This is a genomic window from Pseudoselenomonas ruminis (assembly GCF_008271295.1).
Lineage (GTDB): Bacteria > Bacillota > Negativicutes > Selenomonadales > Selenomonadaceae > Selenomonas_A > Selenomonas_A ruminis.
This window is the reverse complement of record NZ_VTOY01000002.1, coordinates 155461-181492: the sequence shown is the minus strand read 5'-3', so window position 1 is coordinate 181492 and position 26032 is coordinate 155461. Positions and strand designations below refer to the sequence as shown.

Here is a 26032-nt window from a genome sequence, read left to right as displayed (position 1 = left end):
ATGGACCAGAAATGTGGTGCCCTCGAACGGGCAGAACGCATCAAACTGATTATTTTTGATGTCGATGGTGTCCTGACGGACGGCGGTATTTACATTGGCGTCGAAGGTGAACTCTATAAGCCATTTTTCTGCCGTGATGGGCTTGGCATTACGCTGGCCCATAAAGCCGGCATCAAGACGGCAATTATCACTGGCCGGACATCGAAACAGGTGGCTTTCCGTGCCGGTGAGCTTCACATTTCGGAAGTATTCCAGGGCAAGCTCGACAAGCGGACTGCCTATCAGGAACTCAAAGAGAAATTAGGGCTGCGCGATGAGGAAATCGGTTATATCGGCGATGACCTTATCGACTTGCCGATACTCTTGCAGGTGGGGCTGCCGATGGCCGTAGGCGATGCCGTGGCTGAGGTCCGTCAGGAAGCATTGCTTACGTCAAGCTATCCGGGGGGCCGTGGTGCCGTCCGCGAGCTCATCGAATTTATCCTGAAGGCGCAGGGCAAGTGGCAGGCGCTTATCGAGGATTTTTATGCAGCGGCTCCGGTCAAGAACGAGGGGCTGGCGCAGTAACCATTAAGTAGTGAATCAAGTAGTTGGGGGAACGTAATCCATGCATTATAAATTTGTGATGTTCATGAGCTGGCTGGTATGTCATTTGCCGTACGGTCTGCTCATGGCAGCTGGCCGGGTGCTTGGCAATCTCTATTATCTCCTGGTAAAAAAGGAGCGGGAGCGGGCCGTGGCCCAGATGATGCCAGCACTCAATCTCTCGGAAGATGAGGCCCGCAAGGTCGTGCGGGAGTCATTTGTGAATCTCGCGCGCAATGTATTGGAAATCCTCTATATGCCGCATCTTAACGAGAAGAATTTTGAGCAGTATATCGAAATCGACCATTTGGAGCGCCTCAAAGAGGCGCTGGCCGAAAAGAAAGGCGTCGTAATCGTCACGGGACATATCGGTACCTGGGAATGGCTTTCGGCTTCGTTTACGTTAAACGGCCTGCCGGTCACGGCAATTGCCAAGCCGCAGCCGAATATGCAATACACCAATGCGTTAAACGACCTTCGCAAGACCATTCATGTGGAGATTTTCTCCCGTGGTACCAGCGAACTCTTATCGGCAGCCCGTGCGCTTCGCCAGGGAAAAATCCTCGGCTTTCTGTCGGACCAGGATGGCGGCCCAGGCGGTGCTTTCCTGCCGTTTTTAGGCAAGATTGCCTCGACGCCGATGGGCGCTGCCGTTTTTGCGCATAAATTCAATTCACCGGTGGTGCCGGCCTTCATCATCCGCCAGCCTAACGGCAAGCATAAAGTGCTTGTTGGGGAAATCATGCGGTATGAGGATACGGGCGATACGGATAAGGACCTCTTTGATTTTACTGCGCGCATGACGAAAATCGTCGAGCAGGTCATCCGTGACAATCCGACGCAGTGGCTGTGGTTCCAGAAGCGCTGGAATACGCCGCCCGAAGAGCAGAAGACCGGCAAACATCATACGGTCAAGTCACAGGGGGCAGATAAATGAGCAAGCGAAACAAGATTTTGCTGGCCCTTGGTATTGCTGCGTTTGCCGCACTGGTAATCTGGGCGGTGGCAACCGTACCAGAGGCACCAAAGCCAACGGAAACGTCGCAGGACACTAAGGTAATGACGTATGACGGCAACACCATCCGCGAGGAAAAGGATGGCCGCACCATTTGGGAATTGACGGCCGAACATATCCAGGTGGATGTGGAGACGAAGAATGTTACCTTTGAGACGCTTACCGGCAAATTTTACGCCAAAGATGGCCGCACCGTTGAAATTCATGCGGATGGCGGAAATTATGACGATGCGACCAAGGATATTGCCATCACGGGCAACGTCGCCATCACGACCAGCGATGGGGCGAAGCTTTCGAGTAAAGAACTCCGCTGGACGGCCAAGGATGAATTGCTGGCAGCTGTCGGTGATGCGACTGCCGTAAAAGATGATATGAAAGCCTCCGGTGACCGCATCGAGAGCACGGACGGCTTCAATAAAATCAAGATTATCGGCAAGGCACACCTTGTCAAGGGAGGAACTAGCGAATGAGAACGAGCAAAGTGAAAACGATATTGCTGGCATTAGCCGTCAGCGCGGTCCTGCCAATGCAGGGGCTTAGTGCCGCAGGCGAGCCGGCAGAACTCAATGCCGATACGGTTGAATACGATATGAGCACGGGGCTGGCAGCTGCCGATGGCGGTGTGACGATGGTGCGCGGCAATTCCCGCGTTACGGGCCAGCGGGCGACGTATAACACCAAGACGCAGGAAGGTTCGGTCGAGGGCAATGTCGTTGCGACAACCGATGACACGCGCATTACCTGTGCAAAAGTCGTGACGGATGGACAGAACCACATGCTGGCAACTGGTGGTGTTTATGGCACGCAGGGCGATAAGAGCTTCAGCGGTGAGCAGGTGGATTACTACCCGAACCGGAACAAATATGTGCTGATTGCATCCGGCGGTACGATTTCCAGTGCCGATGGCACGTTTACGGCGAGCCGGCTGGAAGGCTGGCTCGATGATGCTCACTATGTTGGTACAGGCAACGCACATCTCGTGAGCCAGCCGAAGGACATGGAAGCCGGCGGTGACAAAATGGATTATTATGGCAAGGAGCAGGGCCGTGTAGTAGTGACGGGCAATGCCTGGGCTGTTCAGGGAAACAATTCCATGAAGAGCAATCGTTTGACGATTTACCTTGCGAGTGATGGGTCTGCTAAGGTAAAATAAGCAGTATATCTTATATCTTGTTGGAGGGTTAGGGCTTTGCATATCGAAGCGAAGAATCTGGTAAAGAAATTTAAGGAACGCACAGCGGTAAACCGTGTTTCCCTGCGCGTAGAGAAAGGTGAGATTGTTGGCCTTCTCGGTCCGAATGGTGCCGGTAAAACGACGACGTTTTATATGATTGTGGGACTTGAGCATCCGACGTCCGGTGAAGTATACCTTTCGGACATTGATATCACGAGTTCGCCGATGTATAAGCGGGCGGAACTCGGTATCAGTTACCTGACACAGGAAGCTTCGATTTTCCGCAAACTGACCGTTCGGGAAAACATCATGGCAATTCTCGAGACGACGAAATTGTCTCCGGCGGAACAGCAGGCAAAATACGAGGAACTCATCGAAGAGTTCCATATCGGACACGTTCAGGAGCGCAAGGGTACGGAGCTTTCCGGCGGTGAAAGACGCCGCGTTGAGATTGCCCGCTGTTTGGCACTTGAGCCGCAGTTTATCCTGCTCGATGAGCCCTTTGCGGGCGTAGACCCGCTGGCCGTTGCCGATATCCAGGATATCATCCAATACCTTCGCCAGCGTGGCATGGGCATCCTGATCACGGACCACAATGTCCGTGAGACCTTGCAGATTGTTGACCGCGCTTATATTTTGAGCGAAGGCAAAATCCTGCTGGAAGGCGACAGCCAGACGATTGCGAGCAGCCCAATCGCCAAGAAATTTTATCTGGGTGAGAACTTCACCCTTTGATTGGAGAACAAACGATGCATATAAGAATCTTAGACAAATACATATTTCGGGAAGTGTTCATGACCTTCTTATTCGGCATCTGTGCCTTCTCCGCAGTTTTTATCGGTTCGGGAACGCTCTTTAAGATTGCCAAGTATATTACGGATTATGGTGCTTCGCTGCAGGCCGTAGTGAAAATCTTCATCTTTGGTCTGCCGGCGGTTATTATGTGGACGTTCCCGATGTCCATGCTGCTGGCGAGCCTGTTGACGTTTGGCCGTCTGTCGAGCTCCAGTGAGATTACGGCCATGAAGTCCTGCGGTATCGGTTTTGGCCGCATTGCGGCACCGGCTATCCTCATGGGACTCATCGTCAGCATGTGTGCGATTGCCTTCAATGAATACGTTGTGCCATGGGCCAATACGGCTTACCGCAATGTCCTTTACTACGAAATCCAGGGCAATACCGGGATGAAGTCGCAGGAGCACATCATTTTAAAAGACCTTAACCATGATAAGATTCAGCGGCTGGTCTATGCGCGCCGTTACGACGCAGAGACGCAGACCCTTCAGGGAATCACCTTGCAGGAGTTCAACGACGAGGGCCAGGTCAGCCATGTGGAGAATGCGGAATATGCCGAGTGGAGCGGCAATGAGTGGAACATGCACAATGGCATGATTTACGACATTGCAACGGAAGCCGGCAAGAGTGAGCATACCATGCGCTTTGATTCACAAAGGCTCCCGATTAAGGCCAATCCAAAACAGATTGTCCGCGAGCAGAAAGATCCGGAAGAGCTCACGATGAAAGAGCTCAAAGCGCAAATCGAAATCATGAAGACGCAGTATATCAATACCAACAAGCTCGAGGCGGAACTGTACCAGCGCGTTACGGTGCCGATGGCCAGCTTGATTTTCGCCTTGATTGGTGTACCGCTTGGCTTGCAGCCGACGCGTAACTCATCGTCGGCCGGCTTTGCCATGAGCGTAATCATCATTTTCTTCTATTATGCACTGATGACGATGGGAAATGCTTTGGCACGCAGCGGCGCAATTGCCCCGATGCTGGCCGTATGGATTCCGAATATCGTCGGTTTGATTGCGGGTTTCTTCCTGATACGCAGAGCATCGCGCTGACGATGGCTGCAGGTTATTGCGAAAGGTGGATTGAGGAAGGATGTATGGAGTCCTTTTGATTGTCGTGCTGATTATTACCGGTGGCGCAATTGCGTTTATTGGTGACCGGCTCGGAACAAAAATCGGTAAGAAGCGGCTGTCGCTTTTTGGCCTTCGGCCACGCCATACATCCGTTGTCATTACGATTTTTACTGGCATCTGCATTACGACCCTGACCTTTGGCGTTATGGCCGCGGCTTCCCAGAATGTCCGCACGGCACTTTTTGGCATGGAGCAGCTCAACCGCACGATGCGGGAGACAAAGGACAGCCTGACGCAGGCCCAGGCGGATTTGCAGCAGGCCCAGGTTGAGCAGCAGCAGACCGATGAGGCGCTGGCCAAGTCGAAGGATGATGTCGAAAAGCTCAAGAGCCAGCAGACGGAGCTGGAAGAAAAATCAGCCCGCCTTCAGGAGGGCAACCGCCTGCTCGAGGCCGCGAAGATTGATTTGCTGCATCGCAATGATGCCTTGACCGCCGAAAATTCCGCGTTGGGCGCGCAGAATGATTTGCTGGCGGGAACAAACAAGAAACTCACCGAAAGCAATACGCTTCTTGAGCAGCACGCCCAAAATCTTCGCGATGGCCTGATTACCATCCGCGAGGGAGACATCATCTACCAGGCTGGTGAGGTAATTGCCAGTGCCGTAGTCCGTGGCGGCCGCACCCAGTTTGAGGTCGATAACGACTTGCGGGCACTGGCCGAACTTGCCAATCGCAACGTATCGGAAAAGCTTGGCGAGGATAAATCCGACCAGGACATCTGGATTTATCAGCCGGAGTATGCAGAGGCGGTAAAGACGATTGCGGCCAGCCGGAATGATATGGTCGTCCGCATCGTGGCAGCCGGCAATCTCGTACGCGGTGAAGCAATCCGGACGACGCTGGAGCTTTATAAGAACAGCACGGTATATGCCGATAAGGAATTTATTCTGGCTAAGCCCTATACGCTGACCGGAAAATCGGATGGCGAGTCGGAGCAGGTAGTCATGGACTTCCTCAAGGAGGTCAATCAGGCGGCTACGGCCAAGGGAATCCTGCCCGACCCGATCCGCGGCACGGTAGGTGTGATTGAAGGCGCGCAGTTCTATGATATTGTCGGCGCCTTGCGCGGAAAGCATGGCCCTTGGATATTGTCCGCTTATGCCAATGGCGCAACCGATGCCATTGGGCCGCTGCGGTTAAAAATCAGGGTAGAACAGCAGACGGATTTACCGTAAGAAATGAGAAAGAAAGGCCTTCCTCTTTGAGGAAGGCTTTCTTGCAGGAGGAACCGATGAATATAGCAGCATTGGACCCCGGCCGTGACAAATGCGGCTTTGCCGTACTGGCAAGGGATGGCCGGGTGATTTGGCAGAAAGTCATAGAAACGGCAAGGCTGGAAACGGAGCTGGCAGAAGCCCGGCAGAAATACGGGTATGAGGTCTTGGTGGAAGGCAACGGAACGACAAGCAAAGAGGCGCGGGCGCGCATTAGAAAGGCACTGCCGGAACTTACCATAGCCGTGCTGGATGAATATCGCACGACCGAACTTGCCAAGGGCGAGTATTGGAAGGCACATCCGCCAAAGGGCTGGCGGCGGCTGCTGCCGGTGACGATGCAGGTGCCGCCGGAGCCCGTAGATGATTTTGTAGCGGTCATATTGGGGCATCGCTATTTGGATAGTTTGGAGGAACATCATGAGTCGTGAAAAACAGCAGCGTCCGGACTGGACGGAATATTTCCTGGATATTGCCAAAGCCGTTGGCCGCCGGGCAACCTGCCTGCGCCGCCGGTACGGTGCCATCATCGTCAAGGATAAAATCATCATCAGTACGGGTTACAATGGAGCCCCACGCGGCGAGTCGAACTGCATTGATACCGGAATTTGCGAGCGGGAACGGCTTCATGTGCCCAAGGGGCAGAATTACGAGCTTTGCGTAGCCGTCCATGCGGAGCAGAATGCCATCATCAATGCGGACCCTGCCGTCATGGAAGGGGCGACGATTTATATTGTCGGCATTAATGCCGATGGCAGCCTGGCTTCGGGCAAACCGTGCCTGCTTTGCCGGCGGATGCTTCGCAATGCCAAGCTGGCGCAGGTTGTCTATTACGAAACGGACGGCAGTATCGTGACCTGTCGTCCGGATGAGATTCGCGACTAAATCCTGTGCATTCAGCTTCTTTCCATTGACACTAGACACCCACTGCGGTAAAATAGGCTTGCTATGAAAAATTGAATGTTTTTGGAAAAAGAGGTGCAACTTGTATGCCAGATTATATGTTGGCGTTTGTTATTGCTGCCGGTGTGGCGCTGCTCATTACGCCAGGCGTGATTTTTTTGGCGGCCAAGACGGGAGCTATGGATGCTCCTGATGCGAGAAAAGTACATAAAAAGCCGATTCCGCGCATTGGCGGACTTGGCATTTATGCTGCCTTTATGGTGGCAATGCTCACGCTCCTTTCCTTTGTTCAGGTTACGGATGAAGTCATGACGGAGCTTGTGGGGCTCATGGTGGGCGGTTCGCTCATCGTTCTGGTTGGTATCATTGATGACTACAAGAACCTGCCGGCAAAGGTCAAACTCCTTGGCCAGATTATTGCGGCAGCGGTGCTGGTCATTGCTTTTGATGTCCGCATCGATTTTGTAACGGACCCGTTTGGGGATTACATCTACACGGAATGGTTTGCCATTCCGGCGACGATTTTTTGGATTGTCGGTCTTACCAATACGGTCAATCTCATTGATGGACTCGACGGTTTGGCTGCCGGAGTATCGACCATTGCGGCTATCACCATTTTCCTCGTCGCTTTGCAGCAGAATATCCTTTTGGTAGCCGTGCTTACCGCAGCGTTGGCTGGTGCAGCATTTGGCTTCCTTTATTACAACTTTAACCCAGCACGCATTTTTATGGGCGATTCCGGCAGCATGTTCCTTGGTTTCATGTTGGCTGGCATTTCGGTCATCGGCGCAGTGAAATGTGCTGCGACGATTGCACTTATCGTGCCAATCCTGGCTTTAGGATTGCCAATCCTGGATACGACGTTTGCGATTGTGCGCCGTTACCGCGGTGGCGTTCCTATCTTTAAGCCGGATAAGGGGCATCTGCATCATCGCTTGCTGGACCTTGGCTTCAGCCAGCGTCAGGCAGTACTCTTGATGTATGTCATCAGTGCTCTTTTGGGACTCAGTGCAGTAGCACTCACCGAGGTAAGCAGCCAGTTTGCTATTCTCATCGTCTGCGTGGTTGTGGTGGCTGTATTAATTGGCGCCAAGAAGATTGGTATTTTCCACATGAATGATTCTGCGCATCAGCAAAGCGCTGCTGCGGGAAGACAGTGAAACAGAACCCGAAAGGCAGGCGTAAGTCCTGCCTTTATTTATAGAAAGGGGATTTTTAATGGACAAGAAGAAAATCAAGGTAATGACGGTCTTCGGCACGCGTCCGGAGGCAATCAAGATGGCGCCAATCGTTTTGGAATTGCAGAAACATCCCGATACGATTACGCCGGTGGTAGCGGTAACTGCCCAGCACCGCGAAATGCTGGACCAGGTATTGAATCTTTTCAATATCACGCCGGACCACGACCTTGATATCATGGCACAGGGCCAGACGCTCTTCGACATTACGACGAAGGCAATGAAGGGTCTGGACCAGGTCATGACGGAAGAAAAACCGGATATCGTTTTGGTTCATGGTGATACGACGACGACCTTTGCCGGTGCGCTGGCAGCTTATTATCATCAGATTCCGGTGGGTCACGTCGAAGCTGGCCTGCGCACCCACAACAAGTATTCGCCCTTCCCGGAGGAAATGAACCGCAAGCTCACGGGCTGCATTTCGGACCTCAACTTTGCACCGACGGAAACCAGTGAGGCTAATCTGCTGGCGGAAAGTGTTCCGGCTGAGAGTATTTTCGTCACGGGCAACACGGTAATCGATGCACTCCATCACACGGTTCGTGAGGACTTCGAGTTCGAAGATGAGATGCTTCGCAATATCGATTTCAAGAATAAGCGCATCATCCTCGTCACGACGCATCGCCGTGAGAACCTTGGCGAACCGATGCGTCATGTCTATAAGGCGCTGCGCCAGCTGACGGAAGAGTTTGATGATGTGGAAATCGTCTTCCCGGTTCACAAGAACCCGAAAGTCCGTGAAGTTGTGCGCGAGGAACTCGGCGGACTCAGCAAAGTTCATCTGATTGACCCGCTCGATTACGAGCCGTTTGCCAATCTGATGAGCCGTGCGCATCTTATACTGACGGATTCGGGCGGAGTTCAGGAAGAGGCTCCGGCACTCGGGAAACCGGTTCTCGTTCTGCGCGATACGACAGAGCGTCCGGAAGCTGTCGCTGCCGGTACGGTCAAACTCATCGGTACGGACCGCGAGCGCGTCTATCAGGAAGCCAAAACGCTGCTTACGGATAAGGAAGAATACGGCCGCATGGCTGAATCCGTAAATCCTTATGGTGACGGCAAGGCATCGGAACGCATCATTCAGGCGATTCTCTACCATTATGAACTGGCAGGGGAGCGTCCGACGGTATTCATGGGCAAATAAAAAGACAAAGGACTGTTGCAGTAGCGGCAGTCCTTTTTTTAGGAGGGAGATCTATGGGAAAAGAACAGGACGAAGGCAGGCATGAAGGACTCCGTCAGGCTGTCAAAGCGTTTTCCGTACTGGGTGGCATCGGGATTTATCTGGTGGTCTTTGTCGGGATTTGTGTATTCCTGGGCAATCTGGCCGATGAAAACCTCGGCCTTGGCTCGGTGGGAAAACTGGCGGGCATCCTCATCGGTTTTCCAGGAGCACTTTATACACTGTACCGTCAGCTCAAACAGGGCAACTTGCTCTAATGAGAATAAAAATACGGTATTGAATGAATTGTTGTTATTTTTATATTTTGGCGAAAAAAGTCTTGCTATTCGTTAATCAATCGAATATAATAGGCATTGCGACCGACTACGATAAACCAATTGTATTGATTTATCGTAGTATAAATAATTATTATTTATGACAAAAACGAGCATAACCGGCTGAATTTTTTTGTTTTGATTTGCAAAATTTCTAAAGGGTTTTGTTGTTTCATGTCGAAATATGATTTTTAGGCGAAGCGTGTCCCCGCGCGGGATAGCTCTTGTCGCGCCGATATTCAACGAAGACGATGGACAGTTTCTGCCTGGCGTTGGAGGAGGAATATGAAGGAAGTTTTATCGATTTTCATAAAGCGTTTGTCATGGGGACTAGCGGCCCTGACGCTGATGCTTGGAAGCCTTTTGCTCGCTAGGGGCGAGGGCGGACTCATCGGGGCCTTGCTGCTGGGCTATATGGCGGCGCTGGTATTTGTCTGGAACATGGCCTGGCGATTGTGGAGGATTGCCGAAGCACCCACTGGTGGCGCAGCGAAGCAGATGCTTTGGGGACTGGTCTTGCGGATGGTGGTATTACTGCTGGTTCTGCTGACAGCCATAAATATTTCTGCGAAAGTATTCGGTGTGACTGCATTGGGCTTTCTCCTTTGCTATGGAATGGCGTTGTTCCTGCTAATCCACATGAATTTACGGTAAAGGATATTTTAGGTTTTTATTGGGAAGGAGGTTGAGTGTATGGGCGAAGAGGTCGTTCATCGCGGAACAGAACAAATCATGGGCTTTTCCTTCAATATGGAAACGCTGTACATGACTTGGCTCGCAATGGCTATCGTATTACTGATTGCCTTTCTGGCCACCCGCAGCCTGAAGATTATTCCGAAGGGCTGGCAGAATGTCGTGGAGATTATTGTTTTGTGGCTGCATGAACAGCTGGATGCAATGATGGGAGAACGTGGCCGTTTCCTGGCTCCGTTTATCGTATCGTTGTTCATGTTCCTGCTGGTTTCCAACTGGTTGGGACTTGTACCGAAGATGGCATCGCCGACCAATGATTTGAACACTACGCTGGCATTAGCACTCCTGGTCATTGTCATGGTACATGTACTGGGAATCTTTATGAAAGGTGGGCATTATATCGCTCATTTCTTCAAGCCGACGCCGGTATTCGTAATCATCAACGCAATCGAGGAGATTGCCAAGCCAATCACGCTGGCATTTCGTCTATTTGGTAACATCCTGGCAGGCGAGATTCTCATTGTCGTCCTGCTGAAACTCATGCCAATCTGGATGCCAATCCCGGCTGTTGCCTGGCTCGCATTCAGTATCTTTATCGGCGGAGTTCAGGCCGTTATCTTCACGATGCTGTCGATGGCATATCTTGCCAACGCAGTAAAGAAGGAAGAAGAGGAATCATAACTCTACTATCTGAGAAGTTTTTACATTTTTAAGGAGGATTTTTTCATGGAAAATGCAATTATGGTAGCAGCAGCTTTAGTCGGTGCAGGTCTCTGCATGGGTCTTGCAGCAGTCGGTGCAGGTCTTGGTGATGGTATGGTAACGAGCCGTTTCATCGAAGGTATCACGCGTCAGCCGGAAGCTAAAAACACGCTGTTCACCAATACGCTGATTTCCGTAGGTCTGATCGAGGCAATGGCAATCATCGCAACGGTTGTCGCTCTGATCATGCTCTATGCTAACCCGCTCATCAAATAATTTTTTTGGTGAAAAACAACAAAAAGGGGGGGCATAGTAATTGATCGAGTTAAATATGACATTCTTCGCGCAGATTATCAACTTCGTAATTCTCGTTGTTCTGCTGCGCGCTGTGGCTTATAAGCCGGTCGTCAACATGCTCAAAGCCCGCGAGGATAGAATCAAAGAGAGCCTTGATAAGGCAGATGCTGATGCAGCGGAAGCTGATAAGCTGCTGGCTGATTACAAAAAGAAGCTGGCTGCTGCCAACGTCAAAGCTGAGGATATTATCCGCAACGCGGAAAAGCGCGCCAGCGAAGAACGCGAGGCCGCTCGTGCTGAGACGAAACGCGAAATTGAGCAGATGAAGAAGGCTGCAGAGGCTGAAATCCAGCGTGACCGCGAGCGTGCTGTGGCACAGCTCCGCGGCGAAGTCGTGGCTCTGTCCATGGCTGCTGCTGGCAAAATCATCTCCAAAAACATCGATAAAGCTGAAAATGAGCAGCTTATCACGGAATTCGTCGATAAGCTCGATAAAGATAAGATTGGTGATCTGCCATGCTAAACTTACAGCTTGCACGCAAATATTCCACGGCAATCTTTGAGATTGCCCAGGAGGAAGATAAGCTTGTGGAGTATGGCAGGGAATTGGCGGATGTCCGCAGCGGCCTTGCGACCGTACCGGCAGCAACCGCGTTCCTTTCCAATCCGCAGGTCGAGACAAAGGCTAAAAAAGAGCTGATTCAGAAACTCTTTGAAGGCGAGCTTTCCGCGAACGTGTACAATTTCCTGATGCTGCTGGTAGACAAGCGCCGCATTGCGCTGTTCGAGGCCATTGAGGATTCGTACCGTGAGCTTTCGAATGAAGCCAGAGGCATCCTGATTGCGGATGTGACGACGGCAGCACCGGTTGATGAAGCTCAGACTTCGTCTATCAAGGCAAAGCTTGAGAAGATTACCGGCAAACAGGTGGAACTCCGCCTGCACGAGGACAAGGACATTATCGGCGGCGTGGTTGTCAAGATTGGTGACCGCCGTATCGATGGCAGTGTCGCTGGACGTCTCGAATCGCTTAGAAAAGAATTACTGGCTAACAATTGATGAAACTGGGGTGACAGCGAAGTTATGAAAATGAATCCGGAAGAAATAACAGCCATCATCAAAGACCAGATTAAGAACTACAACGTAGACCTTAACGTCGATGATGTTGGAACGGTTATCGAAATCGGTGACGGTATCGCGCATATCCATGGCCTCGAAAAGGCAATGGCTGGCGAGCTGCTCGATTTCGGCAATGATATTTATGGTCTGGTCCTGAACCTTGAGCAGGACAACGTCGGTGCCGTTATCTTAGGCGGTGAGACGAAAATCAAAGAGGGCTCGCAGGTAAAACGCACGGGCCGCATCATGCAGGTACCGGCAGGCGAAGCTATGATTGGCCGCGTTGTCGATGCTATCGGCCGTCCAATCGATGGCAAGGGCGAAATCAAAGCTGAGACGATGCGTCCGGTTGAATATCACGCACCGGGCATCGCTGACCGTAAATCGGTCCATGAGCCGCTGCAGACTGGTCTGAAGGCTATCGATGCCCTCGTACCAATCGGCCGTGGCCAGCGCGAGCTCATCATCGGTGACCGTGGTATTGGTAAAACGGCTATCGCCGTTGATACGATTCTGAACCAGAAGGACCAGGATTGTATCTGCGTCTATGTCGCTATCGGACAGAAGGCATCGACGGTTGCCCGTGTCGTCAAGACACTCGAAGAGGCTGGCGCTATGAAGTACACGATTGTCGTGGCTGCTACGGCTGCTGACAGTGCTCCGCTTCAGTATCTGGCTCCGTATGCTGGTGTTGCTATGGCTGAGCATTTCATGTACCAGGGCAAGGCCTGCCTCTGCGTATACGATGACCTTACGAAGCATGCAGCTGCATACCGTGCTATGTCCCTGCTGCTCAGAAGACCGCCAGGGCGTGAGGCATATCCGGGCGATGTATTCTACTTACATTCCCGTCTCTTGGAGCGTGCAGCAAAACTCAGCGATGAGCTGGGCGGCGGTTCGATTACGGCTCTGCCAATCATCGAGACGCAGGCTGGTGACGTTTCGGCTTATATCCCGACCAACGTTATTTCCATCACCGATGGTCAGATCATGCTGGAGACGAACTCGTTCTATTCCGGTATCCGTCCGGCTATCAGCGTCGGTCTGTCGGTATCCCGTGTCGGTGGTTCTGCTCAGATTAAGGCAATGAAGCAGGTTGCTGGTACGATGCGTCTTGACCTTGCCCAGTACCGCGAGCTGGCTGCCTTCTCGCAGTTCGCTTCGGACCTCGACAAGGCTACGAAGGCACAGCTCGACCGCGGTGCCCGCATGGTAGAGACGCTGAAACAGGCTCAGTACAGCCCGCTCTTAGTTCAGGAACAGGTCATGGTCATCTACACGGCTGTCAAGGGCTTCCTGACCGATATTCCGGTCGAGAAGGTCGTAGAATTCCAGGATGACTTCCTGAAATTCATGCGTACGCAGCATCCGGAAGTCGGCAACAAGATTATCGAGCAGAAGAAACTCGATGATGCACTTGAGGCTGACCTCACGAAGGCTATTGAGGAGTTCAAGGAAACCATCACATACAAAATGGCATAAGACAGCGAGGTGATTCTTTTTGGCTAGTTTACAGGATATCCGCCAGCGCATCAAAAGCGTAAAGAGTACCAAGCAGATCACGAGTGCCATGAACATGGTTGCAACTTCGCGTTTGCGTCATGCAAAGGAAGCAGCTAGCGCCAATCGTCCTTATGCTGAGAAGGTCATGGAGGTTGTGAAGGAAATCGCCGCCAATGCCGGTGCCGATTTTTCCCATCCGCTTCTCGAGACCCATAAGGATGGCAAAAAGCTCATCCTGCTGGTCACGGCCGATAAGGGCCTGGCTGGCGCATATTCCGGCAATGCCTGCAAAGCGGCAGAAGCCCTGGTAGAATCGAAGGACGATACGGAACTTGTCGTGGTGGGACGCAAAGGAGTGGCCCACTTCAAGAACCGCGGCTATGAGATTGCTGAGAGCTATATCGGCATCAGCGAGCGTCCGTCCTTTGAAAATGCCCGGAATATTGCAGATGATATTGTGGAGCGCTTCAAATCCGGTGAATACCGGGAAGTGCAGATGGTCTATACGAAGTTTATCTCCGCCATCAACTGTGAGCCGCAGTCAGTTCAGCTGCTGCCGTTCCAGTCCGAGGCTGGGGAGAATACGGGAGTTCATGCAGAGTACATCTATGAGCCGGATGCGGCTACGGTACTTGGCTTCTTGCTTCCGCAGTATCTGTATACGACGGTCTACGCGGCTCTGCTGCAGTCCGCTGCATCGGAGCTCAGTTCCCGCATGAATGCAATGAGCAACGCTACGGACAACGCGGAAGAACTCATGAGCAAGCTGGACCTCTACTACAACAAGGTACGTCAGGCAGGCATCACCAACGAGATTACCGAAATCGTTGGCGGCGCTGAAGCTCTGAAATAAGAGCATCGTTAGGAGGTTTACCATTGGCAACAAAAGGTAAAGTTGTACAGGTTATCGGACCTGTCGTAGATATTGAATTCCCCGCAGGTGAGCTGCCGGAAATTCTCAATGCAATCACGATCAAAGGCAAAGCTGGTGATGTTGACATCGACCTCGTCGTTGAGGTTATGCAGCATCTGGGTGACAGCGTAACCCGCTGCATCGCTATGAGCTCTACCGATGGTCTTACCCGTGGGATGGAAGCAGTCGATACCGGTGCTCCGATCACGGTTCCGGTCGGCAACGAAGTTCTCGGCCGTATCTTCAACGTTCTTGGTCAGACGGTTGACCATGACCCGACTCCGGTCGGCAACAAGGAAGCTTGGCCGATTCATCGTCCGGCTCCGAAATTTGATGAGCAGGAGACGAGCACGCAGGTCCTCGAGACTGGTATCAAAGTCGTTGACCTCATCGCTCCGTATGCCCGTGGTGGTAAAATCGGTCTGTTCGGCGGCGCAGGCGTCGGCAAGACGGTCCTCATCATGGAGCTCATCCACAACATCGCAAAAGAGCACGGCGGTTACTCCGTATTCGCCGGTGTTGGCGAGCGTACCCGTGAGGGTAATGACCTTTGGGGCGAGATGAAGGAGTCGAAGGTTATCGACAAGACCGCTCTCGTCTATGGTCAGATGAACGAGCCGCCAGGAGCACGTATGCGCGTTGCTCTGACGGGCCTGACGATGGCTGAGTACTTCCGTGATGTTCAGCATCAGGACGTTCTGCTGTTCGTCGATAACATTTTCCGTTTCATTCAGGCAGGTTCGGAGGTATCCGCACTGCTCGGCCGTATGCCGTCGGCAGTAGGTTACCAGCCGACACTGACCACGGATATCGGTGCTCTGCAGGAGCGTATCACGTCCACAAAACAGGGCTCCATCACGTCGGTCCAGGCAGTCTATGTCCCGGCCGATGACCTTACGGATCCGGCTCCGGCAGGTACGTTTACGCACCTCGATGCAACGACGGTTCTTTCCCGTCAGATTGCGGAGCTCGGTATCTATCCGGCCGTTGACCCGCTCGATTCCACGAGCCGTATCCTGAACCAGGAAGTTCTGGGCCAGGAACACTATGAAGTTGCGCGCGGTGTACAGGCTGTTCTGCAGAAGTACAAAGAGCTGCAGGATATCATCGCCATCCTCGGTATGGAAGAGCTTTCCGATGAGGATAAGCTCACTGTATCCCGTGCCCGCAAGATTCAGCGTTTCCTCTCGCAGCCGTTCCACGTTGCTGAGGTATTCACGGGTTCCCCGGGTAAATACGTACCGCTCAAAGAGACGGTTCGCGGTTTCAAGGAAATCCTTGAGGGTAAATATGACGACCTGCCGGAGAATGCATTCTACATGGTAGGTACGATTGACGAAGCTGTGGAGAAAGCTAAGAAACTTAAAGAGGAGGAATAATCTATGGCGACTATCAAGCTAGAGATTGTCTCTCCGGATAAAGTTGTTTACTCCGCAGACATCAGCATGCTCATCGTCCGTTCGACGGGCGGCGAGCTCGGCATCCTGCCGAAACATGCTCCGCTGGTTACGGGCCTGGTGCCGCATGCCATGCGCGTGCGGCTTGGCGCTGACCGCGATGAGCAGCTCATCGCAGTCGCTGGTGGTTTCATGGAAGTTACGCCGGATAAGATTACGGTACTGGCTACGGCAGCTGAGCAGCCGATTGACATCGACATCAATCGCGCCAAGGATGCTATGGCCCGCGCCAAAGAGCGTCTGGCCCTTCTCCATCAGGGTGCACCTGAAGCAAAGAACATCGATGTAGAGCGGGCTCAGCTCGCTATGCAGCGTGCAATGGCACGTCTGCGGGCAACGAAAACCGAGTTTCAGGAATAAGAAAACAAGAAATGAGCTATCCAAACGGATAGCTCATTTTTATATTGCAATGAAATTTTTAGTACGTTTTAGCTTATTTTGCGAAGGTATGCCAAAGCGAGAGGCAGAACATGCCGATGGCGAGCCCCATCGAGCAGAGGCTGGCCCGGTTCACATAGATGCGGGCATTTTCGGAAATCTTTGCGTGGCGGTAAATATACGTCATGGCAAGCGAGAAGGTCAGCAGGACATACATCGCACGGTTGAGCGCGTCGAACTGCTGCCAGCCAAACAGGGTGACCACGAGCGTGAAGGAAATGACGGCCAGCAGCAGATAATCCTTGCCGAATGTTTCCTTTTCTTTCTTGCGCGGGTCTTCAACTTTGGGGTAGACTTTTTTCTGTAACTTTTTATATTGCTTTGCCATAATGGAAGCTCCTTTGCTATAAAATCAACAAAAATATTATACCATGACACGACGCAGTGATACAAATTGTGAGTCATATTTTCGGTTTGCGCGCGAAAATAGCAGGAATACGATTATTTTGCGCGAAGATAATAAATACCAATATGCCGGAACCCGCCTGAAAGGATAGAGGGTGAATAGCGATGGACATCGGGGCAGTAGGAAAAAAATTAGCAGCTAAAACGGATTTTTTGCCAGGCGGCTTTTTTATTTACCGGGCTGATGATTCGGAAGAAATCTTGTATGCCAATGAGCAGGTTTTGAATCTTTTTGCATGTGCTACTTTTGCGGAGTTTTATCAATATGTAGGCGGAAGCTTTCGCGGCATGGTGAATCGCAACGAACTCGAAGCGGTTGAACAGGATATTGCCTATCAAGTGGAAAATCATAACCAACGGTTTGATCATGTGGCGTATTTTATTACGTCAAAGACAGGGGAAGTCTGTTATGTCGAGGATTTTGGCCGCTTGATTGATGACCCTGAAGAAGGGCCTCTTTATTATGTCTTTATTGCCGATGTCGAGATAAAGGCGCAAACCTTTGAAATCGATCGGGTGACAGGTCTTATGAGTTTGCGGCGTTTCCTTGAAGCATCGCAGAAACTGTTGCAGTGTATGCTGAACTCGCCCGTTTCGCGGTCGGTGGCGTTTATTTTTGTGAACCTCCATAATTTTAAACACTATAACGTCCGCTATGGGTTAGAGGCGGGGGATAAATGTTTAAAAGCTGTGGGTAAAATCCTGCAGGATATTTTTCCGCAGGATTATGTGGCGCGCCTTAACAATGACCACTTTGGTGTGCTGACACAGGAAAATAGCATCGAGGAGCGCTTGGAAAAAGCCAGGGAAAAGATAAAAGCGCTGAGTGATGAAATGCTGCTCGAGATGAAAGCCGGCGTATTCGAGTGGGAGGATAACCAGTCCGTTCAGCCGATTGTAGCGCTTGATTTTGCGAAAATCGCTTGTGACAGCATCCGGAACAAGATTACGGCGTCGGTACAGTATTATTCCAAGGAAATCCATAAGCAGCTGGAAATCTACGAATATGTATCGAGCCATATTGATGTAGCCCTCGAATACCATTGGATAAAACTCTATTACCAGCCAGTCGTGCGCACCTTGTCAAAAGAACTTTGCAGCATGGAGGCCCTGGCCCGCTGGATAGATCCTATCTATGGCTTTTTAAATCCGGGCCAGTTTATCAGTGCTCTGGAGGACAGCGGCCAGATATATAAACTCGATACTTATATTGTGCGCGAGACCTGCCGCCTGATGCGGGAGCGCATGGATAAACAACTGGCAGTAGTGCCGGTATCGTTCAACTTGTCGCGGCTGGATTTTCTGCTCTGTAATATTTTCCAGCAAATCGAAGAAGCCGTGGCAAAGTATCAGATACCGCGCTATATGATTCATATTGAAATTACCGAGAGTATGCTCTTTGACAATGGCCTTTGTATGCAGACTGAGATTCAGAAATTCCATGATGCCGGGTATCAGGTTTGGATGGATGATTTTGGCAGTGGTTATTCCTCGCTTAATGTTTTGAAGGACTATCACTTCGACGAGATAAAACTCGATATGATGTTCTTATCGTCGTTCAATGACCGTTCGCAGGCAATCCTCACGTCGACGGTTGATATGGCCAAGAAAATCGGCATCCAGACGCTGGCCGAGGGCGTGGAGACGGAGGAACAGTTTGAATTCCTGCGCAGTATTGGCTGCGAGAAGGTACAGGGCTATCTGTTTGGCAAGCCGCTGCCGTTCCAGGAATCCATTGACAATATCATCAGCAAGGGCTTGAAGATTGCTTCGCTCGATTGGCAGCATTACTACGATGAGGCGGGGCGGATCAATGTGATTACCGACCAGCCAACGGCCATTTTTGAGGACGATGGGAAGCTGTTCCGGGTTCTCTATGCCAATGGCGCGTTTTTTGAGCAGCTGCAGGAAATAAAGGTTCAGGGACTTTCCCAGCTCGAGCGCACGATAAACTCGGCGTTTTCGCCGCTTCATTTCTGGCTTAGGGAATTTGTCAACAAGCTGAAGCAGCATAAACTGGAAGATGTCATGTTCTATTCCAACCGCGGGCAGTATCTGATGATGAAATTCGAGCGGGTGGCCGAATATGAGCATAAATCCCTGTTCCGGGTCACGCTTATCAATCTGTCGGCAGATACCGAGACGGTGGCCAAGCAGCGGTTGGACCGCGTGATGCGCGAAGTCAGCACGCTGTATGAGGATATCGTGCTGATTGATTTTGAACGGGATTGTGCCGAGCCGGTGCTCTTTTCCAAGCAGGGCAGCAGCCGGGGGCAGAATAACTCGTATGGACTCAAGGATTATCGCCGGTACATGGTGGAGGAGGTTCTCCATCCGGATGACCGGCAGCGTTATCTGGATTTCGTAACGGAAATGGATGTGCATGAGCGCTTGGACGAAAGCCAGATGGGATTCGTGGAAGGCTTTTTCCGGGTAAAAGAACAGGACGGCACATATTCGTGGCGTCAATATAATTGGTTGCATGAGGACGATAATTCTGATAATCTTGTAGTGTTGTGCGTAAAACGGGCAAATCTCGATGACCCGGCCCTGATAGAAACCATCATGCAGATTGCGAATAAGGATATTGAGGTAAAAGAAAACTTTTCGCAGGCCAGCCGCCGGCAGCAGCAACAGGCGATGCTTTGGCGGAACCTCATGCGGCAGACGAAAGACTGCTATTTCTGGAAAGATGAAAACCGGCGCTTCCTGGGCGTCAGCCAGGCCTTCCTCGATTATTACGGCATTGAATCGTTAGCAGACATTGTGGGGAAAAATGACGAGGAAATGCACTGGCATGTGGATGACCAGCCGTATAAAAGTGACGAACTCGATGTCATTGCCAAGGGACAGGTGGTCCATGATGCACCGGGCAATTGCATCATCAAGGGGATTGCGCATCCGATTGTCTGCAACAAGTGGCCGCTCTATGACCGCGGCCGGATTGTGGGCCTCATGGGATATTTTATGGATGCCGACAACTTGCAGCAGCGCATGGGGAAGATCCTGAGCGATACACGGCAGGATAAGGTAACGGGCCTTATGAATGAAAGGGGCTTCTACGAAGTATATTTTGGTTATGAGGAACAGATGCAATATCATGGCCGTAAATTTGGTTTTATTCTGGTGCAGGGGGAAGACTACGGACGGCTGCTGAAGGAGTCTGAACCTGAGCAGGTGGATGCGTATCTGCGCTTGATCGCCGACAGGCTGCGCAGCAGCTGCGGAAAAGAGTGCTCCGTGGCACGCATAAAAGGGGCACTGTTTGGCGTGCTCAGTTACTTTGAGAGACCTGGCGAACTTGAGAACCGGGTGGCGGACATCCAGCGGCAGTTCCATGCGGTTCAGATGCAGCAGGCAGAAGCCTTGCGGATTGCGTGCAGCATCACGCTTTGTACGGAGGCGGAGTCGCTGGAAGAACTCTACAAAGCTGGCAAAAAGAAATTGAAAAAGTGAGGATTTTCGATGCGAATCAAAGTGAAGAAAGAGCGGCTGGAATCCCTCGATGTATTTCGGGGACTGGCCATTGTATGCATGATTATGGTAGATGCCGTGCCGGATTTTGAGCAGGCACCTCCCCTGATGCTCCATACGCAGTGGCAGGGAATATCGTTTGCGGACATGGCGTTCCCGGGATTTGTATTTGCCATGGGAGCGGCGGCTGCCATCTGGCTGCAAAAGCATGAGCAGGAATGGTGGCCGGAAATGCTCGGCAAAGTAATGAAGCGGGCGGGGATTTTATTCCTGCTCGGCATTTTGTACAATGTCATGCCGATGCTCTTTCAGCATATATTCCTGCCGGGCTCGGTGACGGTTTCGCTTTGGTCGGATTTGTGGGGGCAGGGAAGGCTGTTTGGCGTTTTGCAGCGCCTGGCGATGGTCTACGCTCTGGGCATTGTGCTGGGGCGCATCCTGCATACCAAAATCGATTTGCTGATGGCGTCACTATTCCTGCTTTTGGTGTCCTCGGTGGGATTCCACTGTTTTTCGCCGGATGCGCCGTTTGCGCAGGCGGACAATATCAGTTCGGCTGTTGATCAGGTCGTTCCGGGGGCGGCGCATTGCTATATGGGGGCGGCGTTTGACCCCGAGGGGCTTTATGGGACAATTGCCTGCACGGCGTCGATGCTGCTGGGAATGCTGGCTGGCCGTCTGTTGTTAGAGGGCACGCCCGAAAGTTTTCTGCAGCTGCTGAGCTATGGCCTGGTGCTCGCCGGGGGCGGCGTCGTTTGGAATCAGTTTGACATCGTCAGCAAGCCGCTGTGGACGGCACCGTATGTGCTTTTTACCAGCAGCGCGTTTATGCTGCTGGCGCTCTTATTGCAAGGGCTGTTTTCGCTTATGCCAAGGGTGGCGTCCTTTTTCTTCCATCCGTTCCGCGTCTTTGGCATGAATCCCATTTTGCTTTACATGCTGACGGGAGCAGCACTTACGCTGCTGTGGCTGCTGCCATCACCAGAGGCGGCACTTTTCCCGCAATTGTGGGGGCTGACGACGAAGGGAATCGGGGGAATCCCCTTCAGTATTTTTCTGTTCACGGTGCTTTGGTGTGCCTGCTGGTGGGGATTGGCAGAATACCTGTATCGTCGCCGTATCTTTATCAAGATTTAAGTCAAACATTGATTGTTTGAAGTTTTTTCTTTTTGCTAGTCAATTTTGCCGATTTCGCGGGAAAATAGGACAAAAGGAATTGCATGATAGCGTGATGCTTGGTAAAATGTAAGTTACGATATTTACGAAACGAAGAAAGTCCGGAAGTGACCGGATAAGGAAATAGAGGATTAACAGGAGGCTGAGCTATGATTAGAGAACATCGCAGCAGAAGCAAACTCGAAGCTTATTATCAGAAATTCACGGAAGAAGGTATATTAGACCCGAACGTCCATCCATGGGTGGCTGAGTCCTGGAAAAAGAGCCAGAGCCTTGCCATCAATCGCGAGAAAATGGAAGTGGAGCACAAACTGTCCAAGGAGGAATTCCTGGAACTTCAGAACAAGCACCGCGATGCGATTGATTATCTGAGCAAGCTCAGCGAGGGCATTCGCGAATTCTTCCAGGAGTACAATCTGAGTCTGCTGCTCGTCGATGCAGACTGCACGGTACTCAAGAGCTATTCGCTGCCGTTTTACCAGATGACGCCGGGAGAAATCGAAGGAACCCGCGTCGGTGTAGAAGAGGTCGGCACGTCGTCCATCTGCATTGCTTATGAGCATCAGACGCCATTCTGGATGTTTGGCCCGGAGATGTGGGTAAAAGAGTGCCAGCTTGGTGATGCCTGCTCGGCACCGGTAAAGGTCAACGGCGAGTTCCATTACATCATCACGCTGGTATCGATGGAGCAGATTGCCATGCCGCAGGATGCGGTTATTTCGCTGCTGCTGACCATGAAAACGGCACTGGAGGAGCATCTGACGGAGTCGATGCGCATCAAGGCAGAGGAAGCAATCCTCGACGCTACGCCGTTTGCCGTCTATCATGTCATGCCGGGCGGCGAGGTTGCCTATGCAAACCAGCTCGGCCATACGCGCCTTGAGGGAATCGGCGCCAAGAAGAATGAGGCCGGCCGTCATACGTCGAACCTTAACGATGTCATCATGAACTATCAGCACACGCCAATCTATAAGGGATTCCGCGGGGTGCCGTCTTACAACAAAGAAGTTACCTGGATTACGCCGGCCAAGACGTATGAAGATATTACGACGGTTGTGCCGCTTGAGCGCGATGAGGACCAGGCTGTCCAGAGCGTGGTGGTCGTCTCCATGCCGATTGAGGATTTGCGCACGCTCGTGGCTCATGCTGCTGGCTACACGGCCAAATACAGCCTCAATTCCATGGTCGGTGACGGAACGACGTTCCAGAGCGTCCGCAATAAGGCAGCCCGCGTTGCCAAGAACCATCACCATGTATTGATTCAGGGTGAGGCCGGTACGGGCAAGCAGCGCATGGCCCATGGCATTCATCAGGCAAGTTCGCGCGCCGCTGGCCCGCTCATCACGCTTCGCTGCGGCGATGCTACGCCGGAACTCTTGGAGCAGGAGCTCTTCGGCGTCATGCTGAACCCGGAAGTCAGTCATCAGGGTCGCTTGGAACTCGCTTCCGGCGGTACGCTGTTCCTCGATGAGATTGAAAAGATGCCGAAGACCATCGCCCAGCAGCTGGCGCGTGCCTTGGATGAAGGCAAGGCCTGCCGTGTTGGCGAGTCGGTCGAGCGCTCGATTGATGTCCGCATTATCGCGGCCTGCGACAGCGACCTCAAACGCCTTACCGAGCGCGGTCTCTTTGCCCGTGAGCTCTATGATATCGTGAGCCGCAGCGTGGTCCGCGTGCCGGCACTGCGGAGCCGCCGCGAGGATATTCCGGCACTGGCCCGCCACATCATCGGCGAGCTGGCCGAGCAGCATCAGATGGAGTCGAAACGCATTTTGCCAGAGACGGAAAAAGTCCTGGAAGAATACGACTGGCCGGGCAATATCAAACAGCTGCAGAGCGTATTGGAGTATGCCTTCTTCAACACGCCGGGCGCAGAAATCGGACCGGCTAACATCAGCCTGATGGGTGATGTCAAACCCGACAACAAATGGAAAGAAGATAAAGAGGTATTCGTTAAGGCCTGGCAGGCAGCCGGCGGCAATGTCAGCCGACTGGCCAACCTCCTGAATGTCAGCCGTGTTACGCTGTATCGTTACCTCAAGAAATATGGCCTGGAGAAGAAATAAGAGGATAAAGGAGCAAGATTGTGCGTTTAAGAAGAAAACCCTGGGTGGATGAAGCCATCCACGAATTCGATGCGTTTGTCATCAGCCGCGATCAGGAGATTGGTGAAGAGAAAAAGGGCAAATGGGCCGAAATCTTCGGCCGTCAGGCACCGCTTCATGTAGAACTCGGTACGGGAAAAGGCGATTTCATCAGCCAGCTGGCAGAGCGCAATCCCGGCATCAACTACATCGGTATCGAAGCCCAGCAGGACGTGCTCTATTCCGCTGCCAAGAAGATTGCGGAAAAGGAACTCACGAATGTGCGTCTGCTCGTTTTTGATATCAACAATATCGAAAACATCTTCGCGGAGGATGAAGTTGACCGGTTCTATATCAACTTCTGTGACCCATGGCCGAAGAAGCGTCATGCCAAACGCCGCCTGACGCATGTGGGCTTTTTGGAAAAATACCGCCGCCTTTTGAAAAAGCCGGGTGAACTTCATTTCAAGACGGATAACCGTCCGCTGTTTGATTTTTCGCTCGAGCAGTTCGAGGAGGCAAAACTGCCGGTCCGCGATGTTTCGTTTGACCTTCATGCCGAGAACCGTCCCGACAACATCATGACCGAGTATGAACGCAAGTTCAGCGGTTTTGGTGAGAAGATTAACCGCTGTGAGGTTATCTTTCCGTAAGGGGGCAATATCATGCGGATAAGGAAGACCTTGTGGAGCAATGATGCAGAACCCATCATCGTCATCATGATTATCCTCCTGGTTTTGGGGACGATTAATGTTTTTAGTTCTAGTTTCGTTCTGTCGACAATCGATTATGAGACGCCGTACCATTTTCTGATTCGCCATACCATTTGGCTGTTCGTTGGGCTGATAGCCTTTTGCATTTGCCGGCGAATCAATTACCGGCGCTGGCGCAACTGGATGCCGGTGCTGCTGATGGTGATGATGCTGTCATTGGTGGCTGTTTTGCTCGTAGGCAACAGCGTCAATGGTGCTAAGCGCTGGCTTGGCGTTGGCGCCATCGCGTTCCAGCCGGCGGAGTTTGCCAAGCTCTTGAGTTTGATGCTGGCCGCGGCTGTTCTGGCCAGTCAGATAAAACGGGGCCGGGAGATATCCGTCCTCAACCTGCAATATGGTATCATCGTGATTATGGCAGGTCTTACCGAGATGGAACCGGACCTTGGAACGGCGGCGATTATTTGTGGCGTGCCGCTCATCATGGCGGTTGTGGCTGGTATGAATATCATGAAAATCGTCCGCTTGGGCTCTTTCGTTCTGGCTGGTGTCATCGGTTTGATTTTCCTGCAGCCGTATCGTCTGAACCGAATCAAAATCATGCTTGACCCTTGGTCTGATGCACAGGGCATTGGCTATCAGACCGTTCAGTCGCTTTCGACTATTGGATCGGGCGGCTTTTGGGGCATGGGGCTTGGCGATGGCGTCAGCAAATACGAGTACCTGCCTGAGGCGCATACCGATTTCGCTTTTGCGATTTTCTGTCAGGAGCACGGCTATGTTGGTGCCTTGATGGTCTTCCTGCTCTTCGCGTTGATGATTTTCTTCTGCGTCCGCATCGCAAACCGGGCCGAGGATGAATTTGGACAGATTCTGGCCACAGGTATCATGCTGCTCATCCTGGGGCAGGCCTTGGCGAATATGGCCATGGTCGGCGGCATGTTTGCCGTCGTCGGCGTACCGCTTCCCTTTATCAGTTATGGCGGTTCGTCATTGCTCGTCACCATGATAGCCATGGGAATCCTGCTAAACATCTGCGACCACGGGCACAAGCCGCAGCCAAAGTTCGCAACGAAGCAATCCGACATTGAGGCGGGGAAAAAAGACGAAGAAAAACGTCCTTCCCTGCATTTAGTAAAATAAATATCAATGAAATGAAGTCCGATGGCTCAAGTGGGAGCCATCGGACTTTTGGTATAAATTGCAGTTTATAGGTTAGTGAGTCTTGGTTCGAAGCAGCTCGTCGCCGCCGCTAGGGACAGTGCCAACACTACGCCAAGATGTTTTCCTAAACGAAATTTTTATCCTAAATTAAGCATCGGAAAAATCCAAAACGCGCTTCGCTTGGACGGTAGAATTTTTCCGACGAAGGGGGAGGATAAAAATTTCGTTCTTAACGGAAAACATCAAAGCTTCGTTTATGGCACTGTCCCTAGCGGCGGCTGAGGATGGAACAGACACGAACTTTTGCCTTCCCCTCTGGGGAAGGTGCCCCGTTAGGG

27 protein-coding genes are annotated in these 26032 nt (G+C 51.9%); 26 read left to right on the top strand and 1 reads right to left on the bottom strand.

Going from position 1 to position 26032, the window contains the following annotated elements; translation table 11 throughout:
* From FZ040_RS04570 to FZ040_RS04470, 21 genes are all read left to right on the top strand, one after another.
* On the top strand, nt 1-567 hold the full coding sequence (locus tag FZ040_RS04570) for a KdsC family phosphatase (protein ID WP_149170917.1): 567 nt from the start codon (nt 1-3) through the stop codon (nt 565-567).
* 40 nt (nt 568-607) lie between these two features.
* Nucleotides 608-1522, top strand: a complete 915-nt coding sequence (locus FZ040_RS04565; protein WP_149170916.1) for a lysophospholipid acyltransferase family protein — start codon at nt 608-610, stop codon at nt 1520-1522.
* On the top strand, nt 1519-2070 hold the full coding sequence (lptC, locus tag FZ040_RS04560) for an LPS export ABC transporter periplasmic protein LptC (protein WP_149170915.1): 552 nt from the start codon (nt 1519-1521) through the stop codon (nt 2068-2070). Before FZ040_RS04565 ends, lptC begins: the two co-directional genes overlap by 4 nt.
* Entirely contained in the window at nt 2067-2753 is a 687-nt protein-coding gene (locus FZ040_RS04555; protein ID WP_149170914.1) for an LptA/OstA family protein, read from the top strand. The genes lptC and FZ040_RS04555 overlap by 4 nt, the downstream gene beginning before the upstream one ends.
* Nucleotides 2754-2789: 36 nt before the next feature.
* Nucleotides 2790-3509, top strand: a complete 720-nt coding sequence (gene lptB / locus FZ040_RS04550) for an LPS export ABC transporter ATP-binding protein (RefSeq protein WP_033171533.1) — start codon at nt 2790-2792, stop codon at nt 3507-3509.
* Between the two features lie 14 nt (nt 3510-3523).
* Nucleotides 3524-4624 carry an LPS export ABC transporter permease LptG gene (gene lptG, locus FZ040_RS04545; protein ID WP_149170913.1) on the top strand — a complete coding sequence of 367 codons (1101 nt, stop codon included), beginning with the start codon at nt 3524-3526 and terminating at the stop codon, nt 4622-4624.
* A 40-nt stretch (nt 4625-4664) separates the two neighbouring features.
* On the top strand, nt 4665-5882 hold the full coding sequence (locus FZ040_RS04540; protein ID WP_149170912.1) for a DUF3084 domain-containing protein: 1218 nt from the start codon (nt 4665-4667) through the stop codon (nt 5880-5882).
* A gap of 56 nt (nt 5883-5938) precedes the next feature.
* The gene (locus tag FZ040_RS04535; RefSeq protein ID WP_149170911.1) at nt 5939-6352 is read left to right on the top strand and encodes a RuvC family protein; all 414 of its coding nucleotides are present in this window, start codon (nt 5939-5941) and stop codon (nt 6350-6352) included.
* A complete protein-coding gene (locus FZ040_RS04530) occupies nt 6342-6806 on the top strand; it encodes a deoxycytidylate deaminase (protein WP_149170910.1) in 465 nt (154 codons plus the stop codon). The genes FZ040_RS04535 and FZ040_RS04530 overlap by 11 nt, the downstream gene beginning before the upstream one ends.
* 104 nt (nt 6807-6910) lie before the next feature.
* Nucleotides 6911-7984, top strand: a complete 1074-nt coding sequence (locus FZ040_RS04525; protein ID WP_149170909.1) for an MraY family glycosyltransferase — start codon at nt 6911-6913, stop codon at nt 7982-7984.
* A 58-nt stretch (nt 7985-8042) separates the two neighbouring features.
* Nucleotides 8043-9206 (top strand): non-hydrolyzing UDP-N-acetylglucosamine 2-epimerase, encoded by a 1164-nt coding sequence (gene wecB, locus FZ040_RS04520; protein ID WP_149170908.1) that lies wholly within the window; start codon nt 8043-8045, stop codon nt 9204-9206.
* A gap of 53 nt (nt 9207-9259) precedes the next feature.
* On the top strand, nt 9260-9502 hold the full coding sequence (locus tag FZ040_RS04515; protein WP_149170907.1) for an AtpZ/AtpI family protein: 243 nt from the start codon (nt 9260-9262) through the stop codon (nt 9500-9502).
* Between the two features lie 342 nt (nt 9503-9844).
* Complete coding sequence (locus tag FZ040_RS04510) at nt 9845-10213, top strand: hypothetical protein (protein ID WP_149170906.1); 369 nt, start codon at nt 9845-9847, stop codon at nt 10211-10213.
* A gap of 39 nt (nt 10214-10252) precedes the next feature.
* Nucleotides 10253-10933 carry a F0F1 ATP synthase subunit A gene (gene atpB / locus FZ040_RS04505; protein WP_149170905.1) on the top strand — a complete coding sequence of 227 codons (681 nt, stop codon included), beginning with the start codon at nt 10253-10255 and terminating at the stop codon, nt 10931-10933.
* 45 nt (nt 10934-10978) lie between these two features.
* Entirely contained in the window at nt 10979-11230 is a 252-nt protein-coding gene (gene atpE / locus FZ040_RS04500) for a F0F1 ATP synthase subunit C (protein ID WP_033171523.1), read from the top strand.
* 40 nt (nt 11231-11270) lie between these two features.
* Nucleotides 11271-11774, top strand: coding sequence for a F0F1 ATP synthase subunit B (gene atpF, locus FZ040_RS04495; protein WP_033171522.1), 504 nt, complete (start codon nt 11271-11273; stop codon nt 11772-11774).
* Complete coding sequence (atpH, locus tag FZ040_RS04490) at nt 11768-12310, top strand: ATP synthase F1 subunit delta (RefSeq protein WP_149170904.1); 543 nt, start codon at nt 11768-11770, stop codon at nt 12308-12310. Before atpF ends, atpH begins: the two co-directional genes overlap by 7 nt.
* Nucleotides 12311-12334: 24 nt before the next feature.
* The gene (gene atpA, locus FZ040_RS04485; RefSeq protein ID WP_149170903.1) at nt 12335-13852 is read left to right on the top strand and encodes a F0F1 ATP synthase subunit alpha; all 1518 of its coding nucleotides are present in this window, start codon (nt 12335-12337) and stop codon (nt 13850-13852) included.
* 19 nt (nt 13853-13871) lie between these two features.
* On the top strand, nt 13872-14726 hold the full coding sequence (gene atpG / locus FZ040_RS04480; protein ID WP_149170902.1) for an ATP synthase F1 subunit gamma: 855 nt from the start codon (nt 13872-13874) through the stop codon (nt 14724-14726).
* Nucleotides 14727-14749: 23 nt separating this feature from the next.
* Nucleotides 14750-16165, top strand: coding sequence for a F0F1 ATP synthase subunit beta (gene atpD / locus FZ040_RS04475; protein WP_149170901.1), 1416 nt, complete (start codon nt 14750-14752; stop codon nt 16163-16165).
* 3 nt (nt 16166-16168) lie between these two features.
* Nucleotides 16169-16603: a F0F1 ATP synthase subunit epsilon gene (locus FZ040_RS04470; RefSeq protein ID WP_033171517.1), complete on the top strand. Its 435-nt coding sequence runs from the start codon at nt 16169-16171 to the stop codon at nt 16601-16603.
* A 73-nt stretch (nt 16604-16676) separates the two neighbouring features.
* Here the strand turns inward: FZ040_RS04470 and FZ040_RS04465 are convergent, their stop codons facing one another.
* Nucleotides 16677-17009, bottom strand: a complete 333-nt coding sequence (locus FZ040_RS04465) for a hypothetical protein (protein WP_149170900.1) — start codon at nt 17007-17009, stop codon at nt 16677-16679.
* 182 nt (nt 17010-17191) lie between these two features.
* Between FZ040_RS04465 and FZ040_RS04460 the strand changes: the two genes are divergently transcribed.
* From FZ040_RS04460 to FZ040_RS04440, 5 genes are all read left to right on the top strand, one after another.
* On the top strand, nt 17192-20542 hold the full coding sequence (locus tag FZ040_RS04460) for an EAL domain-containing protein (protein WP_149170899.1): 3351 nt from the start codon (nt 17192-17194) through the stop codon (nt 20540-20542).
* Between the two features lie 9 nt (nt 20543-20551).
* Nucleotides 20552-21697, top strand: coding sequence for an acyltransferase family protein (locus tag FZ040_RS04455; protein ID WP_149170898.1), 1146 nt, complete (start codon nt 20552-20554; stop codon nt 21695-21697).
* 188 nt (nt 21698-21885) lie between these two features.
* On the top strand, nt 21886-23802 hold the full coding sequence (locus FZ040_RS04450) for a sigma 54-interacting transcriptional regulator (RefSeq protein ID WP_149170897.1): 1917 nt from the start codon (nt 21886-21888) through the stop codon (nt 23800-23802).
* Nucleotides 23803-23822: 20 nt separating this feature from the next.
* Entirely contained in the window at nt 23823-24473 is a 651-nt protein-coding gene (gene trmB / locus FZ040_RS04445) for a tRNA (guanosine(46)-N7)-methyltransferase TrmB (protein ID WP_149170896.1), read from the top strand.
* Nucleotides 24474-24485: 12 nt separating this feature from the next.
* A complete protein-coding gene (locus FZ040_RS04440) occupies nt 24486-25673 on the top strand; it encodes an FtsW/RodA/SpoVE family cell cycle protein (protein WP_149170895.1) in 1188 nt (395 codons plus the stop codon).
* Nucleotides 25674-26032 lie beyond the last annotated feature (359 nt).

Coding starts and splice junctions, on each gene's coding strand:
- atpH (WP_149170904.1), top strand. CDS start 11,768: ATGCTAAACTTACAGCTTGCACGCAAATATTCCACGGCAATCTTTGAG.
- FZ040_RS04440 (WP_149170895.1), top strand. CDS start 24,486: ATGCGGATAAGGAAGACCTTGTGGAGCAATGATGCAGAACCCATCATC.
- FZ040_RS04530 (WP_149170910.1), top strand. CDS start 6,342: ATGAGTCGTGAAAAACAGCAGCGTCCGGACTGGACGGAATATTTCCTG.
- atpA (WP_149170903.1), top strand. CDS start 12,335: ATGAAAATGAATCCGGAAGAAATAACAGCCATCATCAAAGACCAGATT.
- FZ040_RS04535 (WP_149170911.1), top strand. CDS start 5,939: ATGAATATAGCAGCATTGGACCCCGGCCGTGACAAATGCGGCTTTGCC.
- wecB (WP_149170908.1), top strand. CDS start 8,043: ATGGACAAGAAGAAAATCAAGGTAATGACGGTCTTCGGCACGCGTCCG.
- FZ040_RS04460 (WP_149170899.1), top strand. CDS start 17,192: ATGGACATCGGGGCAGTAGGAAAAAAATTAGCAGCTAAAACGGATTTT.
- FZ040_RS04470 (WP_033171517.1), top strand. CDS start 16,169: ATGGCGACTATCAAGCTAGAGATTGTCTCTCCGGATAAAGTTGTTTAC.
- FZ040_RS04515 (WP_149170907.1), top strand. CDS start 9,260: ATGGGAAAAGAACAGGACGAAGGCAGGCATGAAGGACTCCGTCAGGCT.
- FZ040_RS04455 (WP_149170898.1), top strand. CDS start 20,552: ATGCGAATCAAAGTGAAGAAAGAGCGGCTGGAATCCCTCGATGTATTT.
- FZ040_RS04565 (WP_149170916.1), top strand. CDS start 608: ATGCATTATAAATTTGTGATGTTCATGAGCTGGCTGGTATGTCATTTG.
- atpB (WP_149170905.1), top strand. CDS start 10,253: ATGGGCGAAGAGGTCGTTCATCGCGGAACAGAACAAATCATGGGCTTT.
- FZ040_RS04465 (WP_149170900.1), bottom strand. CDS start 17,009: ATGGCAAAGCAATATAAAAAGTTACAGAAAAAAGTCTACCCCAAAGTT.
- FZ040_RS04570 (WP_149170917.1), top strand. CDS start 1: ATGGACCAGAAATGTGGTGCCCTCGAACGGGCAGAACGCATCAAACTG.
- FZ040_RS04450 (WP_149170897.1), top strand. CDS start 21,886: ATGATTAGAGAACATCGCAGCAGAAGCAAACTCGAAGCTTATTATCAG.
- atpE (WP_033171523.1), top strand. CDS start 10,979: ATGGAAAATGCAATTATGGTAGCAGCAGCTTTAGTCGGTGCAGGTCTC.
- FZ040_RS04525 (WP_149170909.1), top strand. CDS start 6,911: ATGCCAGATTATATGTTGGCGTTTGTTATTGCTGCCGGTGTGGCGCTG.
- FZ040_RS04510 (WP_149170906.1), top strand. CDS start 9,845: ATGAAGGAAGTTTTATCGATTTTCATAAAGCGTTTGTCATGGGGACTA.
- lptC (WP_149170915.1), top strand. CDS start 1,519: ATGAGCAAGCGAAACAAGATTTTGCTGGCCCTTGGTATTGCTGCGTTT.
- FZ040_RS04555 (WP_149170914.1), top strand. CDS start 2,067: ATGAGAACGAGCAAAGTGAAAACGATATTGCTGGCATTAGCCGTCAGC.
- lptG (WP_149170913.1), top strand. CDS start 3,524: ATGCATATAAGAATCTTAGACAAATACATATTTCGGGAAGTGTTCATG.
- FZ040_RS04540 (WP_149170912.1), top strand. CDS start 4,665: ATGTATGGAGTCCTTTTGATTGTCGTGCTGATTATTACCGGTGGCGCA.